Annotated in this window: 9 protein-coding genes; 7 read left to right on the top strand and 2 right to left on the bottom strand. The window is 50.9% G+C overall.

Translation table 11 applies throughout. From position 1 onward, the window contains the following. Positions 1-8 precede the first annotated feature (8 nt). On the top strand, positions 9-2708 hold the full coding sequence (locus RBB63_RS08745) for a hypothetical protein (protein WP_309383192.1): 2700 nt from the start codon (positions 9-11) through the stop codon (positions 2706-2708). 74 nt (positions 2709-2782) lie between these two features. Beyond that, positions 2783-3832 (top strand): LacI family DNA-binding transcriptional regulator, encoded by a 1050-nt coding sequence (locus tag RBB63_RS08740; RefSeq protein ID WP_309383190.1) that lies wholly within the window; start codon positions 2783-2785, stop codon positions 3830-3832. Positions 3833-4023: 191 nt separating this feature from the next. On the opposite strand, the gene RBB63_RS08735 is transcribed toward RBB63_RS08740, so the two are convergent. Beyond that, a complete protein-coding gene (locus tag RBB63_RS08735; protein WP_309383188.1) occupies positions 4024-7629 on the bottom strand; it encodes a PKD domain-containing protein in 3606 nt (1201 codons plus the stop codon). 170 nt (positions 7630-7799) lie between these two features. After that, entirely contained in the window at positions 7800-8639 is an 840-nt protein-coding gene (locus tag RBB63_RS08730) for a hypothetical protein (protein ID WP_309383186.1), read from the bottom strand. Positions 8640-8969: 330 nt separating this feature from the next. Between RBB63_RS08730 and RBB63_RS08725 the strand changes: the two genes are divergently transcribed. The 5 genes from RBB63_RS08725 to RBB63_RS08705 all read left to right on the top strand — a co-directional run bounded on the left by RBB63_RS08725 (position 8970) and on the right by RBB63_RS08705 (position 18529). Then, positions 8970-10343 (top strand): sulfatase-like hydrolase/transferase, encoded by a 1374-nt coding sequence (locus tag RBB63_RS08725; RefSeq protein WP_309383184.1) that lies wholly within the window; start codon positions 8970-8972, stop codon positions 10341-10343. A 67-nt stretch (positions 10344-10410) separates the two neighbouring features. Beyond that, positions 10411-12399, top strand: coding sequence for a beta-galactosidase (locus RBB63_RS08720; RefSeq protein ID WP_309383182.1), 1989 nt, complete (start codon positions 10411-10413; stop codon positions 12397-12399). 277 nt (positions 12400-12676) lie between these two features. After that, the gene (locus RBB63_RS08715) at positions 12677-16162 is read left to right on the top strand and encodes a hypothetical protein (RefSeq protein ID WP_309383180.1); all 3486 of its coding nucleotides are present in this window, start codon (positions 12677-12679) and stop codon (positions 16160-16162) included. After that, the gene (locus RBB63_RS08710) at positions 16128-16862 is read left to right on the top strand and encodes a hypothetical protein (protein ID WP_309383178.1); all 735 of its coding nucleotides are present in this window, start codon (positions 16128-16130) and stop codon (positions 16860-16862) included. The genes RBB63_RS08715 and RBB63_RS08710 overlap by 35 nt, the downstream gene beginning before the upstream one ends. 125 nt (positions 16863-16987) lie before the next feature. After that, a complete protein-coding gene (locus RBB63_RS08705; RefSeq protein ID WP_309383176.1) occupies positions 16988-18529 on the top strand; it encodes a glycoside hydrolase family 43 protein in 1542 nt (513 codons plus the stop codon). The last annotated feature ends 2 nt before the right edge of the window (positions 18530-18531 follow it).

The raw sequence follows: 18531 nt of genomic DNA, 5'->3' as shown, positions 1-18531 counted from the left end.
CAAATATCATGACCCCAAGCCTCATCCGTCAGTTACCCAAAGCAATGTTGCTCAGTGCAGCATGCTTCATCCCCATACAACTTAGCGCCATTGAACACCCGGAGTTGAACATCTTCTCCAACGCATCGGGTAATTTAATTGAAGCAGATGGCGCGCTCAACCTTTCCCTGGAACTATCCAGTTGGGACCCTATTACCCGAGACTACCGAATCGACGTTAGCCTGGTTGATTGGGATGGCAAGGGTTCGCCTCTAAAGCAAATCCCCATCCAACTGGCAGGAGAAAATGCGAAGGCAAAGCTGGAATCCACCGTCGATAGATATGGCCCCTTCACCATCGAAGCATCTCTTGTCGATGTAAAAACCAGCCAAGTGGTCCAAACGGAATCGCTCAGCCTAATTCGCCTAGTCCAACCGGCACCGCTTACGCCCCAACAGCGAATGAATTCGTCAATTGGCGTCAATACGCACGCCAATGCACCTTGGGGTCTCTTGCAAAAGATGGGCATTCACTGGGCGCGTGATTATTCATTTGGCTGGCTCGACCACAAGTCACGTCCGCCCATTGCCAGCAATAGCGAAAACTTCACCAAGGTTTATCAGAAAGCCTATGCTGCAGATGTCATTATACTCCCCTGCATGCAGCGCTCTTTTCGAGAGAACCGCGACGTGAAATTCGTCGCCGATGATCTTGTCACGGATATATACGAACAACTGGCCGAGGCATTTCCTGACATCCCCTATTGGGAATCAGAGAATGAATATGACACGCCGATGCAGAAGGCCGGCACCGATACCGTCGCAATATGGGGACCGTATTTGCAAGCTGCCAATGAAGGCTTAGAGCGCAGTCGCACCGGCGCAAAGCTGGCAATGAATGGGCGCGCGGGCATTCACATGGAGTTTACCCGTGAGCTGCTTGAATCCGAGTATGCAGATGATTTCGAGATCGTAAACTACCACTACTACACCGGAACCATTCCACCCGAAATATCGCGCTCCAACATGAACAATGGCGTAGATCCTGGTTCTGAAAACCTCGCCTACCTCGATCAACTACGGGCAATCAACCAGCTTGCACGCAAACATGATAAGGAAGCATGGTTAACGGAATGCGGCTATGACGTGACCTATGGACCTGCCGTTGGCCTGGAGCTACAGGCTACGTATTTACCACGCGTGTATCTAACGGCTCGCTGGTCTGGAACGGATAAAGTCTTCTGGTATTTCGACCGTGATGTGCGCGGCTCTACCCAGAAGTTTGGCTCATGCGGACTCTATGATTTGAAAGGCCACTTGCGGCCATCAGCCGCAGCCATGGCCGCTCTTTCACGCGAAACCGCAGCCGCAACCATGCTAGGCCGCATCGACGCCGGAGATACCGATGCTTGGTGTTTGGTGCTGAAGAAAGATGAGGGCGGCTATGTCCTCGTCGCTTGGACAGTCAGCAAAAGCATCGCAGTCCCCGCCTACTTGCAGAAGGCGACTGCAGTCTACGATATGTTCGGCAACACCACGAGCCCCGAGGCGCTTGGACCTGAAGTTCATTACTTTCATCTCAGCGAGATTCCCTCGAGTTGGGACAGCATGCTCGCAACTGAATTGGTAAGTCCGAGCGTTCTTGAAATCCAACCAGGCGGCTCGCAGACACTGGAGATTTCCATGCCCGCAGGAGCAAAGTTAACATGGCGCGACCTTCCACCCGAAACCGTTGCAGACCACCTTTCGCTGAAGTTGAATAACACCGCCCCAACCGGCGAACACCCAATAATTCTATCCGTCGAAACACCTGAATGGACCAAGAGCTTTGCGCTTATACTCGAAGTCACGCCGGTGCTGGCGGTAGAAACAGAGCCTTACACCGCTGGGGCAACCCAGCGCATTACGGTAACCAGCACCGCTGATGAAACGCTTCAATGGACGACATCAGCGGCGAATGATATGATTAAATTTCAACCTGGCCAATTCACTTTAGCGCCAGGAGCTACACGAGAAATTGAAGTCTACATTCCCGAGAGCCAAAGCGGCCCCTGCACTGTTTCGCTGACAACGGACTCAGGTATTCAGCAAAAGGTCACATTGCGTCCGATGGTCTTCGAGGTGCCCGATGCACCACTCGATGCAAATGATCCTTTTATCACGCAATGGCCGGATGACGGCATTATGAATTCAGCCTACTTTGTCGCCCCTCAGGAGCAGAAACTACAAGCGAAGTTCGCGTGGTCGGAAGGCGGCTTAGCGTTAGCGGTCAAACTTCCGAGTCCAAACTTGAAGGAAGGCAATCCGATCAATTTCTGGGATGGTTCAAACATCGAGTTACTGCTGGATACAGAACCCAACTCTTCAACTGGCTGGACCAGCTATTCCCACCATTTCTACTTCGTTCCAGTAAAGCAGGGTGACGAATGGACCATCAGTGCCGGTGAATGGAAACGCAGTGATGCGATCCGTGAAACCATACGCGATGATAAGCGCGTCAAAACCCAAATACTGCCACAAGCGGATGGGTATGTGGTAATGGCATTTATTCCAGCAGATGCACTGAAACTTAGTAATTTGAAGGCAGGTTCTGAAATCGCCGCAGGATTAGCGGTAAAGCAACTGGGCGCTTCAGACACACAGGCAACCAACTATGCTTGGCCACGCGCCAAAGAGAATGGGCTGCTTGATGGAGTCCAATCATGGGGCCGGCTCCGACTGACCCAATAGTGAGAAGCAACCACCGCGATCCCCTAAATCTAATACACTTGATAAAACAGCTTGCAGTGTCATGATACCAGCAAATGAGCTTAGGAAAGCGAGTTACCCTAAAAGATATCGCTGAGCGCGCAGAGGTATCTATATCCACAGTCTCCCTGGCATTGCGCAATCACGGCCGTATTCCCAAGGAAACGATCTCCCGCGTCCAACAAATTGCCAATGACTTGGGCTACGCCCCCGACCCTTGGCTGTCATCACTTTCTTCGTATCGTAATTCAGAAGCGGTTGGGACCCGCAATACGACGATCGCAGTCCTTTCCAGCTGGCCAACAAAGTATGCATGGCGTGAGTCACCAACCATCAAGGCATACTATGCCGGCGCGCAAAAGATGGCGGCTGCCTTGGGCTACAAGCTAGAAGATTTTTGGATTGAGGAAAACGGCGGCCCTAAGCGTACGGCTTCAATCTTATTTAACCGGGGCATTAAGGGTATTCTGCTACTTCCCTTACCTCCGGAAGAGACACGCATTCATTTTGATTTTTCGAATTTCTCCGTTGCTCAAGTAGGAAGAACCCTGCACTGGCCGATCATCAATACCGTTACCCATAATCACTACGGTTCGATGCAGATAAGCGTCTACTTCCTCCGACGGCTAGGCTATAAAAGAATTGGCCTCGCCATCCCAAGCAAGGAAAACAAGTTGCATCGTCTATGCTGGCTAGCCTCCTTTTTGGCGAAGCAATATGACTTCCCCGAAAGCATGGCAAAACTCCCAGTGTATAAGTGGGATCAGCTGGATAAATCTACCTTCCTACAATGGCTGGACGACAACCAATGCGATGTCGTTGTCAGCAGTGAACCTCAAATTCGTGACTTCATGCTGGAAGCTGGCAAACGTGTTCCTGAAGACGTTGGCTTCTGCTGCCTATGTATCGAGGATGACACTGAGATTTCCGGCATTCACTTGAAGTCGGAAATCATAGGCTCACACGCGATCAGTCTCCTACACATGCTCATGATGAGCGGACATCGTGGCTGCCCCCAAGACCCAATGACTCAAGTAATCGATGGGGCATGGCAACAAGGCAAGACGCTCTTGGGTAAGAAAGCGGACATCGAAGCTTCTGCCTGATCCAGGCAAATCGTTGGGTAGTATGATTTTCAAAGCCGTTTGCTTGCTTTGAATACCGCATGCTCGAGTTTACATTTATCTGTGCTTCAAGAAATCTGAAACCAGTGAGTAAATTCGCGTAAGAATAGCGCGCGCCCTCCCCCCAGAGGACGCACGCCTTATACCTGTATCGCGCATGGATGATTTCGACCTTACAGAGACTCAATGGCTGCTCCTCCACTAGTTGTTAGAGAAACATTCAATTCGGCGGCGATACTGGAATTGAAAACGACATCCGCGTTGCCGTCACCATACCAAAGGAGTGGCTCGGAACCCCCACTGAAGCCGATTTCGTCGATCCCCAGTGAATAGAACGGGCCGGCCTTTCCAGAACGGATAATAACTGAATCTACATTCTGTAAGTTCACCGCGCCATATACGCTTAGCGGAATCGAGACCTTTATCCATGTATCATCAATGCCACCGCTCATGTAATCTGCAACCGCAGCAGAAGCAGTCGCAGCAGGCACATCGTCATCATTGAGTTCGACGAATAGCTTCGTCCAATCAATCGTGTAGCCGAGATCAAAGCGCTTAAAGTAGATATCCAGCGTCGTATTGTTAACGCTGCTTCCCGTGATCACATCGAATGGGTCTTTCGTAGAATCATGAAAGATCGAGAAAGACCGCCAATTTTCCGCCGTATGATCCATGGCAATATAGCCTCCGGTGTCTTCATAAACCAAAGTTACGTCATCCTCCGAGGTATTTCCCGAATCGTCAGTCGCATACAGACGGAATTCGTAAGTTCCAAAGCTGCTCGGCTCGAGTTCGATAGTCATGTCCGCACCGGTGTCGCCACTTACGGATGCTAACGTTGGCCCACTCAACTGAATCCACTGATACTGAGCAACCGCGCCGTCAACATCGTAAACATCTGAAACGAAAGTGTAAGAGTCTAATGCCGGGCGGATAACAACATCCTGGCCCGCATCAACGAATGGAGCTTCATTGTATTCTGGCTCAACGCCCAAACCTCCATTCGGCTCAATCGTTAGCGTTATTGGACTGTTGTTTGAAAGCGGATTGTTCAAATGAGAGTCACCGTACCAGAGAAACGGAGTGCTGCCCCCCGAGAAGGTTATTTCATCAAGTCCGATATCAATAGGACCCGATGCATTGGAAGAACGAAATTCCAGAAACCGAACATGCTGCAAGTCGACTCCCATAGTGGAATAAACGGAAAGCGGCACCAATGCTTGGCTCCAGTTAATTCCGACGCCCTCAATGTAATCTCCAATAACGATTTCTGCGATGTTTCCTGAAGTATCGCTGATGGCAATTTTCAGGTTGTCCCAATCTGCTGTAAGCCCTGGAGACTCATCAGTCACCCAAAACTCTAGCATGTCATTCCCACCAGCCAGCACATCCAGATCATCCTGCCATTTGACCTCGTAGAAAATGCGTAGCGAGGCCCAGCCAGAGGTGGGATTGACTAAATGAAAATACTCGCCAGTCGGAACCCCGTCATCAAATGGCTGAATATCGATCCAGTCTAACGCCACACCGCTCGTAATGAAATGCACTCGCAAGATATGCTCTCCTTCTGTCAGCAACACAGGCTCCGCAACATTGCTGGCAAAAACCGTGTGCGAATTCGTCTGCACTGCCGATACGATACCAGAAATGTTTAGTCCATCAATTAGGACTTCAATTCGCCTGTCCGCATTGTATGCCGCCAGGTTCAAATTGATGGAGTATAATCCTGTTTGCGCAACCGATACAGAATACTCAAGCCATTCGCTGGCCGCACCATCCGCAATGTAATGATTCTCCGGCTGGCTAGTGAGCAATTTTATATCAACGTCTACATCAGTTCGATAGTCTCCTTTTGAGTTGCCGACAGTCGTATCGTGGTAACTGACACCCTCGCCGCCATTGTCGAAATCTTCTGCCTGGATCAAACCAGGAATACTGTGAGGGCTGCCGCTGTATGAGGTGCGCGATGTTACCGCAAGACGCATGACATCATGCGATACGGCGCCGTTATCGTCAGTGACGTCAACTTGAAAGGCATAGTTACCCTCCACGAGTCCACTCAGCGAAGCAGCACTCGATGTAGCCTGTGCAATCGTAATGGTCGGCCCCTCTAATTGCGTCCAATGATAGGACTGAATAGCGCCGTCTTCGTCACTGGCATCACAGGAGATCGTAGCAGTCGTAGCAGGAAGCTGAACTTCAAAATCCTTATCAGCCACGACTTCTGGAGCCAAGTTAAGACTGAGGCTTTGCGTTCCTGAAATCTTCAAGAACACCGGTGTCTCAGAGAGCGAAGGCACGGTAACATTGGCGCCGACCTGTCCTGACTGAGTTACGCTCAGCGAAGTTTGAACTCCACCAATTACTCCATCAGTCGGCACAATCAATTCACACGACTCCATATTGGGCAGGGCAAATACATAGTTAGCCAATGTGGCGCCATCGTCGACGAGTGAGTCCGGCTCGCGGCACCAGATCATAACCACCTTATCGGTTACTGATTTCGAAAAAGAATAGGCATACACTTCCGGGTCGCCTTCACCAAAAATCGTGGCACCATCATAAGCATACTCGCCGACGGCTTGAGACATCGCGGTCAAATAATAGTAGGCAATCTTGGGCTCATAGCCGGTATCTTTATCGCGAAAGATTCCCGAACTGGAGAACAACTGAGGACTGGTCGAATTCGGATCAAAATCAAAGAACAGAAATGCCTTATCGACTCCAATTCGCTTCATCAGCGGGAATGCCCGCATGATGTAATTGGCTTGAGCAAGCTCAGGCGCATAGCCTCGCGAATGGCTGTTGTTATTGTCGTACGTATCCCAGCCAAACTCGGTAACCCAAACAGGTGTCCCGGGAATATTTTGGTCACGCCACTCGATAGCTTTCTGAATCTCATCCACGCCGCTTTCCAGGATATAGTACTCTGGTGAGACCCCAATCGTCTCAGGCGGCCAAGGCCAAGTATTAGGCGGAAACAGGTGCTCATTCCGAAAGTAGGAATGTATGTTCATGATGTCATAGGCCTGCCGTCCGGCCGAAAAGAATGAATGGAACCAGTAACTGTCATCCACCCCATTGCTCACTAAGCCTGGTGCCACGTGAACCACATTGGGATCCCCTTGCTTTATCCCAGCAAGCGGCATCGTTCCGTTCCGTTCGACTCCCCTACCATCGTGAACCGCATTCAGATAATGCCCGTGGAGATTGGCAGGCCATAGTATCGGTTTCCAATCTTGATTTGGCTCATTGTGCGATTCGAAGTAGCGTATGTAATCGAGGCCTTGAACTTTATCCTCGGTTTCAAGCCGAGTTGATGAAAGCCCACCGGTCGGCCCATATCGCGCAGACATTTGGGCAAAGTACTCAGCCGTCTCACGATAGTGATTCGGCTCACTTCCATCACCATTATCGACTGGAAAATGGATCGAACTCTGTAGCCAAGCGGGCACTTCTACGGGCACAACCACGATATTGATACCATCTTCATTGAGCAGGCGATAGTACTCGTCGAATTCACCTCCAACAGAATTTTCCCAGTCATAGTCATCATTGGTTGGCTCCAACCAATCCCATCGCTGGTAATTTCGGACCCACTTAAACGCCTGGCTGATGTTCATGTGGTCATAGTCTGCATCGGGGCTATAATAGTCCTTCCATAAAATGGTATGAATATTGATGCCCATGAAATCATTCATGGTTCCTGAATACTCCGTAAACGCATTCAGGCAAAGGGCAGGCATACAGGCGATGAGAGTCGCAATTTTTTTATTCATCGTAATGAGAGATAGGGTAAGGGGTGTAGAACCACTAGCAAGAGACACAAACGGCAGAAACACGATGTACGGGTACAGCGAACTGCCGCTTACTTCAAAGCTTCAAGCAAGGCAACGAGGGGCAAAAGGGAGCGCGGCGAAATGCCGCACTCCCCGCGATTACTCAGCGATTAGGATACGTTGTTTCTGCCACGACGACAGATAGCGACTGCACCAATCGCACATGCGAACAGAAGCACGTATGTCGATGGCTCAGGAATCGCCGTGTTTGGGGTCACCGACGCAAAGGTGGAACCCAAGCGCAGCTCATCAAGCATGGCGCTGTCATTATTGCGACTTTGAACAATGGTCCGAGCCAACAGAGTTAGATCGTAGCCTTGGTCCACGGTTAAATCGCCCGCTCCAATCGGTGCGCTACCCAACGAAGGGTTCAACCACAGATCCAAAGTATTCGTTGTATCCGGCGTTACTCTTCCGACCACAAAATACGTCTCACCATTATCTACGGAGATGCTGCTAGACGAAATGGTGTTGTTGAATCGAGCGCTCAATTGGCCGTTCTCTACGTTGAAGCCCGGACCATTAAACGCACTATCCCGACTGATTCGATAGACAATATCTGTCGTGCTCTCAGCGTGAAACAGAGCACTAAACCAAATCTCGCCGCCACTGCCAAAAGTATTGTTAAAAGCGGTGTTATCGAAATTCCTGTAACTGATGGTGTTGCTTCCAGCGACCTTGCTTAATGACCCATCACTGGTAGTTAAATTGTTACTTCCATCTGAGTAGGTGAGCGATGTCGTGACCGACTGATAACCAATTCCAGGGTTTTCAATCGACCAATTACTCCCGCCCCAATCACCGGATCCCCCACCGGTCTGAGAAGTGATGGTAACGCCATCGGCATAGTCGCCCGGCGTCTCAAACCCCTCATAGATAATGAATTGCGCATTAGCGTAAGATACGGAGAGAAGGCATGCTGCGGTGTAGATACTTAGTGCTGATTTCATTTTGGGTAGTCTTTGGGTTAAGTTGAAGAATCGGTGGCCATTACAAATATTTCTCCCTTCCAGGGGCAAATTCTATTCGTGGTCGAACAGTTGAGCAAAACAGAGCGGGCAGCCGCATGCCACGCAGCATCACAACCGTTGTCTCCATAGTCGTAGACGCTGAAGCAACTTACTCACACACCCAATGAGTCTAGAAACTAACCAATGAGAGTGCGGCAAACCCCAGTCAAATGATTGAGCAGCCATCAGATTTGCCGAAGCAATTATTAACGTCACACACTCACAGAAAGCCATTACTCCCAATCCAATTGAACCGCTTTACAAAGACTCATGCTTAAAGCAGACAACAAGCGCCCAAACGTGCTGATACTAATGAGCGATGAACACCGCGCAGACGTAGCTGGCTTTGCGGGCAACGACATAATCCGCACACCTGCTCTTGATTGGTTAGCTCAGACAGGCGTCGTATTTAGCAACGCCTATACCCCATCACCGGTTTGCATCCCCGCACGTCAAAGTATTCTCGCCGGCCAGTATCCTAAGCATACCGGATGCGAACAGTTTCATCAGGACCTGAATCCTGGACACATGACCTACGCCCGACGCTTTAGCCAATATGGATATTCCACGGTTTGCTCGGGTAAGTTACATCATCGCGGCAGTGACCAAATGCAAGGTTGGACTCAACGCCTCGCCGGTGATGTAAAACTAAACCGCGAGCACATCGATCGAATCGTATCCAGCTCACGCAGTTCCGACTACGCGGGCAAATGGTCAGACGCAAAAGAGATATGCCGCGCAGGCGTATGCCGCGGCCCCCACCAGGACGATGACCAATTTACACTAGACGCCGCGCTTAATTTCATACGCAGGTATTTCATTGATTCCGATTATGACAATTCGACCCCAGAAGCACCACTGATGCTGAAGATCAGCTTCGGCCGTCCTCACTATCCCTACTTCACCGACCAAGAGCGTTTCGAGTATTACCTTAATCGAGTAGAGCCATTTTTAGATCAACAGCTATTCGATCATCCAGTTCTTTCACAAAAGGCAGTTGTTCCCGATAAAGATGCTAGCAAGCGCGACATTCGCCGCGCCACTGCTGCCTATTACGGCATGATCGATTCTCTAGATTCCGATTGTCAAAGGGTTTTTGATGCTTTGCAGCTCGCTGGCCAAAATCTCGATGATTGGATCATTGTCTACCTGTCTGACCACGGCGAAATGCTTGGTGAGCACAGTGTGTGGGAAAAGTTCAAATTCTTCGAAGGCAGTGTTCGCGCCCCATTGGTCATCCGTTGGCCACGCGGATTAAAAGGCGGCAGAGTAGTGACTGAAAACGTCAGCCTCTGCGATCTCTTTGCCACCCTTTGCGACATGTGTGATCTGCCGATACCGGAAGGACTCGATAGTCGCAGCCTCGCCCCGCTAGCGCGCAACCTAGATGTAGCCTGGGAAAACACGGCTCGCTCAGAATACCAAGGGGCGCATCTAATGCTGAAACGGGACTCGCTAAAATATCAGTCATTCGGCCCAGACATTCCAGAAGTGCTCTTCGACCTCGAACGCGATCCGGGCGAAACAACGAACTTCATTAGCGATCTCCTCTACAGCGAAGAGCTGGAACGCTTTCGCGCAGAGCGCGATGACTTAGGCTTTGGAATCGATCTAGCAGTCAACCAGAGCATGCCCGCGCGCTGATTCGAGCAGCAAGCAACACAGCGGCACCCGCAGTGCTCAACTGGAAGTAACAATAGAATCATCGTCCATGCCCACGACAAACGACGCGACATCTGACCAACTTTTCCTGGGCGCTGCCTGGTATCCCGAACAATACCCACGCAAAACCTGGATTGAGGACCTCAAGAACATGAAGCGACTGAGCTTTAATGTTGTGCGGGTTGCTGAATTTGCCTGGTCACGAATGGAACCCACCGAGGGAAAGTATGATTTCCAATGGCTCTTAGACGCACTAGACCTACTTCAGGATCATGGCATTAGCGCAATTGTCTGCACCCCGACAGCGACGCCACCGATCTGGCTGCTGGAGAAACATCCCGAGATTGGCTACGTCGATCCTGACGGGTATCAGCACAAGCATGGGGCAAGACAACACGCCTCCTACAACAACCACATATTCCGGAAGTATTCGCTAAAAATCACCGATGCGATGCTCGCAGCCATCGCACACCACCCATCGATTATAGGATGGCAAACCGACAATGAACTGGGCTCACATCAACAGCGTTGCCTCAGCACAGAATCCACTGCCGCATGGCAGCGTTGGTTGGAAAAGCGTTATGGCAATATCGAGCATCTCAATCGCTCATGGAACACCGTCGTCTGGAGCCAACATTACCAATCTTTTGATCAAGTTCCCCCACCCTACAAACTCTGCTACTACACCCATAACTTCGCCCTGACGCTCAACTATCGTCGCTTTATGGCAGACTCCATTGCTGAGTTTCAAATGGAGCACATAGAAATCATTAGACGCCATACCGACGCTCCCATTACTCACAACAGCACCGCACTGACGGACGATTGGCGACTCTCCCGCGCACTCGACTTTGCCTCATCAGACCTTTACACCGGCAACCAATCTCCGACCGCCATTCAATTCCGCTTTGATTCCTTCCGCAATTTGCTACCTGGTCGACGCTACTGGACAATGGAAACTTCCTGCGAAGACCAAATGACCACCGGGGAACTCTATGCCAAAGGCTGGTTGGGTTGCTTCAGTTTTTTAAACTACACCATGGGCGGAAACGGTCTTTGCTTCTGGCCCTGGAAACAGCAGCCTGGCGGTTCCGAGATCATCAATAGCGCGATTGTCCATGCCAATGGACAACCCTCAAGCGGCTGGATGAATGTCGAGGAGTCCACCGAGGTTAAAAACAAACTCGATCCCATCCTGAAGGACTTCAAACCATCTCGCGCTGAAGCCGTCCTCGTTCGCTCAGAAGTCAACGGACGCTATTTCTTTGCTGATGCCGCCGGCGGCCTTGAGCCAAACTACGATTACAATAAGCGGTTGCGTGAATACTACCAAACGCTCTTGGATATTGGACTTTGGCGCGACATCGTGTTTGATGAGAGCGATCTGCCAAACTGCAAACTACTCCTCACGCCATACCTTCCGCATTTGAGTGACAGATGCATTGAGCAAGCCCTAGCATTAGTCGAAAATGGAACAGTCTGGATCGCGGGTCCCTACTCCGGATTTCGCACTCAGGATCACGGCTCTCAACAAACCCATTTACTAGGCTCACTTGAAGAGCGCATCGGTTTCCATACTCGCTTCTTGATCAAAACCGCGAACCTCGAAGTCGACATAGGCGGACGCCATGGCGCCACAAATCAGTTTGCCACTGTCTTTGAAGCAGGAGCTCAAGACGAAGTAATTGGTGTCTATACATCAGAACGCTTCAACGGCATGCCTTGGGGCCTGAGACGCCCGTACGGCAAAGGCGCCATATACCTCCCCGGCTCCGAGCTAGATGAGCCAAGTCGACGAGCCTTCCTCCTGAGCATTACCAAGCGAGAAAGCATCTTCCTCTACCCGGCCGCAGACGAGTTCACCCTGACCCCATTAAGTGAGCAAAACGGCCGCGAAGCCTGGGCCCTATGTAACTATGGCAGCCGTGCACACACGATTGATGCACCGAGCAAGCAAATCCTAGCGTCCAGTAAGATGGTCATCCAACAAGGAGACCAAATCCAAATGCCTGCAAAGTCCTGGGCTATTGCAGGCTGATACATGTCCCATTCAAACCTCTCATCGGCAGCATGGGTCAACTGGTTGAACAGCGTCGTGATTTGCTTGCACACTCTCCTTGCGATTATTCTAGCGAATAACTTTTCGAAGCAATAAACATGCAACGAGCCCTATTTGATACCCCCTAACAATGACCTCTTATATAGCGAATAAAGCTCCGCGTAATAAACGCGGCTTTGCCTTGGTAGTTGCGTTGTCCTTGATGGCCATGGTCGTCCTGCTATTATTGGCAATTTCCTCTCTTACACAGATCCATATGGCGACCACTCGCCATATGGAAATCGAGGTGGAGGCCCGTGCCAATGCACAGTTGGGCTTGATGATCGCCCTTGGTCACATCCAAGAGCAAACCGGCCCCGATCAACGAATAACCGCGACAGCTGCAGCGCTCGAAAATGTGATTGGCGAACCCGCCCATCCCCACTGGGTGGGTGTTTGGAAATCCGCCCAATGGGACGAAAACTCACCAACGGCGACGCCCGATAAAGATGATCTCTTTAACCGATGGCTCGTTTCTTTACCCACTGGCGCAGATAACGAATCGCTTGCAGCGCCGCACGACTTAATTCCGGATGAAACATGGTCGATCATGGTTGGTCCGGGTTCACTCGGACCAGACGCCGATGCATCAGATATTGTCTACGCAGGCAAGGAATCAGTACTGAATGGACATTTCGCCTATTGGGTTGGCGATGAGTCAGTGAAGGCCCGCTACAATCTAACTGAAAAAGGCTCTTCTTTCGATCCACAGATAAGACAAGCTCTCAACTTTGCTTCGCCTCCTCAATGGGGAATCGACGCCGTTGGCAATGACATTGATGACATTTTTGCTCTGGAATACGATCCAACCAATAACGAATTAAAGAACCTGCTGTCCTCTTCGATCGTCGGCATGACAGCCTCAAACTCAGCAAATGCGACTTTGCTCCAGCATGCCTATAATCGCCACTACCATGATCTGTCACTGAGCTCGGTCGGCCTACTCACCAATGCTCGGGATGGTGGTTTAAAGCAGGATCTGAGTATGGCCTTTGAGTTGGAGGACACCGCGTTCAATGCACACCCGGACTTTAGCGTGGGAAGCGCCGGTTGGGATTCTCTCTATACGGACACAAACCCAGACCAGCAACCCGTCAAACACCTGTGGGTTTACAAAAGCGAAGACCCTGAAGAGCCCCAAGGACACTACAAAGGACCCACATGGCACCTGCTACGTGACTACTACCGCCTATATCGCGAACTGGATAATCCCACCAGCAGCCCTTTGCTTAAAGCCCGCAATGCACTCCCATTACCTGAGAGAAACAGCAACAATCTGAGCATTGCGAATCTCTATAATAATGGCCAGAGAAGTTACAATACCGGCTACAGCGGCTCGAGAAGCCTAATCCGCCCACGCTCACTCAAAGTAGCACCAGTACTAGCGCGCATTCAGTTGGTTTTCAGCCTGACCGCTGTTCCGATTGATCCAACCACTGTGGTGCGCCCAGCAAGCGTATCCAATGGAGCCGGAGCCTATAAGCTGCGCCTCATTGTCGATCCGATTGTGACCCTTTACAACCCATATACAACCAGCCTTTGGTTTCAGGGTGTAACGGTTCGAATTCCCAACATTGTCGAGTCCCTCCGATGGGAACTCAATGGAGTGGAATCCAACACGATGAGCGTTGAGGAGCTCTTTGCTTTATCCCATCCTGAGTATTCTGTCTCTCGGGCTTTGGGAGATTTCGTCTTTGGCGTCATGTCCATTGCCGATCCAGATGGCATCACCTTAGCGCCAGGGGAAGTGCGCGTTTACTCCGCAGGCAACAACAGCCCCGTCCCCTACACCGATGCAATTGATGCAGTAGAGGGCTGGCCATCGAGCGGCGGATTCTACGTCGACACACTCGATCCCGCACCCAGAGAAACGGATTGGACTGCCAATAAAATCACGAAGCAATACTACGATCACGAGTTGGATGGTGACGTGAAAAACGTCATCATCGGCACCGGCTCCGATCAAATAGCCGTAAGCTTCGAAGCGCTCTTGGATGATGACGAGAATGTTAAGTGGGTGAGCCGACTGGGACATACCAATTCGGAAAAGCAAATGGGCATCAACGCGTACCTGGTTGCTGAAGGATCTTATAATGATCGCTTTCGCGTTACTCAGACCAATGCAGATATTTTCCTAGCCGATAAAATCCAGCACTACACCGTGCTACGCGCTAACCTCGGGTTTGGTTCGTCATCCACAATGGGAGACATCGGGCGACTCCCCGACGCAAATGGCGCATATAGCTTTAGCAGCCTGGCTGGCTTCAAACAAAGCCTTGGTCAAATCGATATCCGCCTCAAAACCGAGGACGACACGATACGCCCCTACCCAGCGTTCGGACTGTCATCGATGAATGCCTTCCAAACGAATCAGCAGTCGGCATCCAGTGGCGATTATGGTGTTTTGAATCCCCCATTTGCTGCGGTTCGCACCCCCCTAAGCGATGTCGTGCTAGCGGTGCAATTTGACCCGGACACCCTCCGCGGATTCTGGGGTCCCAGCCGCAATTTTACTTTTGATTCGACCAGCTTTGTAGCAGGCACTGAGATACCCAAAGCTCCTCTGACTTCACTCGGGCAACTCCAACATGTCGACACCGCAATCTATGGCTATGAATCATCCCACGCCATCGGAAACTCTTTTGCGACTCCATGGATTAAACTGAATGAGATAGAAGAAACAGACCGTGCCAACATTGATACGTCCTACCTCGCAAACAACGCCATATGGGATGGCTATTTCTTTTCAAGCATCACCGACCAAACGTCATCGGTGTTTGGAGGTTCTAAGCGGACGATTGCAGCAGTAATTGAAGATTTCACCGGTGCATCGTCTGTTCCCCTACCCAACTCTCGGATGGTTCTGATTGGGAGGCAATCTCAAGACATGAAAGATGCTCTCCTGGACTCAAGCGATGAGATACTTGACGATGCCCACCGCGAAAGCGCTGCCTTTCTCGGCGTCGACGGAGCATTTAATGTTAATTCTACATCTGTCGAAGCCTGGAAATCTCTGTATGGCTGCCTTGGTGCTGGGGATCTCTACAAAATTAACCAAGAAGGCAACCTAACTAAGGTTAACAATACCGACGACCATCGCATATCTCGCTTTACCCTGCCATTGGCCGATGCGAGTAGCAAATGGGCAGGCTACTCCAGCCTCACCGACGATGAAATCCAACGCCTTGCTGAGGAAACCGTGATCCAGGTAAAAAAACGCGGGCCATTCCTGAGCATGGCGGAGTTTGTAAATCGCAACATCAGTTCTAATCCCGAACTAGCCAAATCCGGTGCACTTCAGACAGCCATCAACGACTCAGGCATCAATGACACAAGTCGCACAATTAACTCTGCGGAAATCACCGGCTATATCGAAAATAGCAACGCCAAAGTCCCCACCGACCTCGGGGCCGCCGGTTTCCTAACGCAGGCTGACCTGCTGACGATGCTGGGAGCATCCATGACTGTGCGCGGAGATACATTCACGATACGCGCTTATGGTGATGTAACTGACCCGCTGACAAATGAAGTCACGGCTACTGCTTGGTGCGAGGCGATCGTTCAGCGCATTCCTGACTACGTCAACCGGGAGTCCGACGCGCCAACGGTCGAACCAGCAGATCTCACTGACACCGAGAATCAGGAATTCGGACGGCGCTACAAAATCATTGCCTTCCGATGGCTCAGTGAAGATGAGGTATAAACACACTGTACACACGATGCGTAGCCCCTTTCTAATCCTTATCACTGTATTGTTCGCGACACTAGCACCTGCGCTACCCGCACAGACAGAAGCGCTAAACCTTGAGTTTTCTGCGATCAGCTTCGACTCGATGCCTCAAGAGCTATGGTATGAGAGCGAAGGGAAACTAATGGAACTTCAAGCTGGCGGGTCAGTCCGTGGCCCTCTGCTTCGGTACTCGGGAGAAAATCCCGTCAATTTCTTCCGGCTCGTGCCTGATGGTCAAGGCGGCAAAAAACGTGTGATGCAGGCCAGCGCAACCATCCCTCAGGGTGTCAGCCAAGCCCTGCTTTGCTTTCTTCCCAACACCAGCCCAAATGCCGCCCTTCCTTGGAAAATCTTCGTCATGGACGATAGCAGCCAGTCCTTTGCTCCTGGAGACATTCGCTTTATCAATTTTGCAGGCAAAGCCGTAGCCGGTGTTCTGGGAGAGGAAAAAATCCGCTTACTTCCAAACACAGAGCGTACGATCACGCCAGATTTATCCGACACGGAAGGCTTTGGGATCAAGCTTGCTGCATACCTCGACGAGCAATGGGAGCCATTTTTTAGCGCCCGTTGGCCACATCGCAAAAATGTGCGCCTAATGATTCTTTTCTTGCCCGACACAAAGAGCGGAAAAGTAAAAATGCGCGCCGTGCCACAAAACTGGACGCGCTAAGGTTTAATCTTGGCATAGAAACGTCCTCAACGGATCGATTGCCATTCCGCAATCCCCTACGGGTAATTCGCCTTGGCCACCAATCTCTATAGTCAGTTAGTCGCTCCCACACATGAGATTTCAAAATGCAGACACCTTTGCCTAATCCCATTCTCCCCGGCATGCATCCTGATCCAACGGTCTGTCGGGTTGGGCAATGTTTCTATCTCGCCAATAGCAGCTTTGGTCAATTTCCGGGCGTGCCACTTTATCGTAGTCGTGACTTGAGAAATTGGGAATACGTTCGTCATATACTCTCGCGTCCCGAGCAACTACCGTTTGTCCAAAATCAAAAGCTGGGAAACGCCGGTATATTCGCCCCAACCCTACGTTATCACGATGGAACCATTTACCTGATCACGACAATGGTCGGCAGTGGCGGTCATTTCATCGTAACCACAAAAGCACCCGAAGACGAGTGGTCTGATCCCATTTGGCTTGGTTCAGAACACCAGGGCGGCATTGACCCGTCTCTGACCTTTTTGAGCAATGGAAGCGTGCTTTTTCAATCAACTGCTGATTCACGCAAAGGTGAACCGCAGGGAATCATCCAGTTCGAAATAAATCCACAAAATGGCTATGGCCTCACCCCTCGAACATTTCTTACCATGGGCTTCGGCGGTAAAGCAACCGAAGGTCCGCATATCTTTCAGCGCGGGAAATATTGGTATTTGTTGACCGCCGAAGGCGGCACCGAGACCGCTCACCGGGTTTCAATCGGGCGCTCGGACTCAGCTTGGGGGCCTTGGGAGCCTTGTCCGCATAATCCCATTCTATCGCATGCTGGCATAGATTCCCCAATACAAAACACCGGACATGCCGACATGTTTGACGACTCACAGGGCAACTGGTGGATGGTATTTCTTGGCGTCCGGCCGCAAGGCTATCCTCCGGTTCATTTATTGGGCCGAGAAACGTTCATCACCCAAGTAAAATGGACAGATGACGATTGGCCCATCGTAAACGAAGGGAAACCTGTCGAACTCGAACTCTGCAACGCAAAGCGTCCCCACCCCTGGAGTGACTCCTTTAAAAGCACAACGAACTTACATCACCGCTGGGCAACGATTGGGCGATCCTATCGCGATGTTTACGACTTAACTGGACAAGGAATTCAGCTCATCGTTCAAGCAGATTCTTTGTCCAAAATCGGGAAGCAAGGATGGATCGGCACCAGGATGACTCAACTCAGCGCATGCTATGAGGTCGAACTCCGTATTGAATCTCCCGAAACGGAGGTCGGCTTGGCAGCCTATCAAGAAGCCTTTGGATACTTCAGCCTTGGCATCAATGAAAACCCATCAGGAGATGCAGATATAACCTTCCGGCAACGAGTCATTGACATAGAAAAAACGACCCATGCGTCACTCCCTAGGCAGGCTACTTATCGCTTGCGAATGCAGCTATCCGACGATCTGGAAAAGCATTATGCGAGTGGAAAAAGCTGCTTCATCTTTTCTGCGATGCTCTCAGATGGCTCATGGACTCAGATTGCCCAGGGTGCCTCCAGATTGCTATCGACCGAAGTCATCGGCGGCTTTGGCGGTCTATTTGCGGCGGCATACTGCGTTGGCAAAGTCGGCGCAACCGCCCGAGTATTGAACTTTGCCTGTCGCGAAAGCGAATGAGC

It is taken from the genome of Cerasicoccus frondis (genome assembly GCA_031296915.1).
Classification (GTDB): Bacteria; Verrucomicrobiota; Verrucomicrobiia; order Opitutales; family Cerasicoccaceae; genus Cerasicoccus; species Cerasicoccus frondis.
The sequence above is the reverse complement of the archived record's forward strand: the minus strand, read 5'-3'. Positions and strand labels throughout refer to the sequence as shown.

Coding starts and splice junctions, on each gene's coding strand:
- RBB63_RS08705 (WP_309383176.1), top strand. CDS start 16,988: ATGCAGACACCTTTGCCTAATCCCATTCTCCCCGGCATGCATCCTGAT.
- RBB63_RS08715 (WP_309383180.1), top strand. CDS start 12,677: ATGGCGACCACTCGCCATATGGAAATCGAGGTGGAGGCCCGTGCCAAT.
- RBB63_RS08735 (WP_309383188.1), bottom strand. CDS start 7,629: ATGAATAAAAAAATTGCGACTCTCATCGCCTGTATGCCTGCCCTTTGC.
- RBB63_RS08730 (WP_309383186.1), bottom strand. CDS start 8,639: ATGAAATCAGCACTAAGTATCTACACCGCAGCATGCCTTCTCTCCGTA.
- RBB63_RS08745 (WP_309383192.1), top strand. CDS start 9: ATGACCCCAAGCCTCATCCGTCAGTTACCCAAAGCAATGTTGCTCAGT.
- RBB63_RS08720 (WP_309383182.1), top strand. CDS start 10,411: ATGCCCACGACAAACGACGCGACATCTGACCAACTTTTCCTGGGCGCT.
- RBB63_RS08725 (WP_309383184.1), top strand. CDS start 8,970: ATGCTTAAAGCAGACAACAAGCGCCCAAACGTGCTGATACTAATGAGC.
- RBB63_RS08740 (WP_309383190.1), top strand. CDS start 2,783: ATGAGCTTAGGAAAGCGAGTTACCCTAAAAGATATCGCTGAGCGCGCA.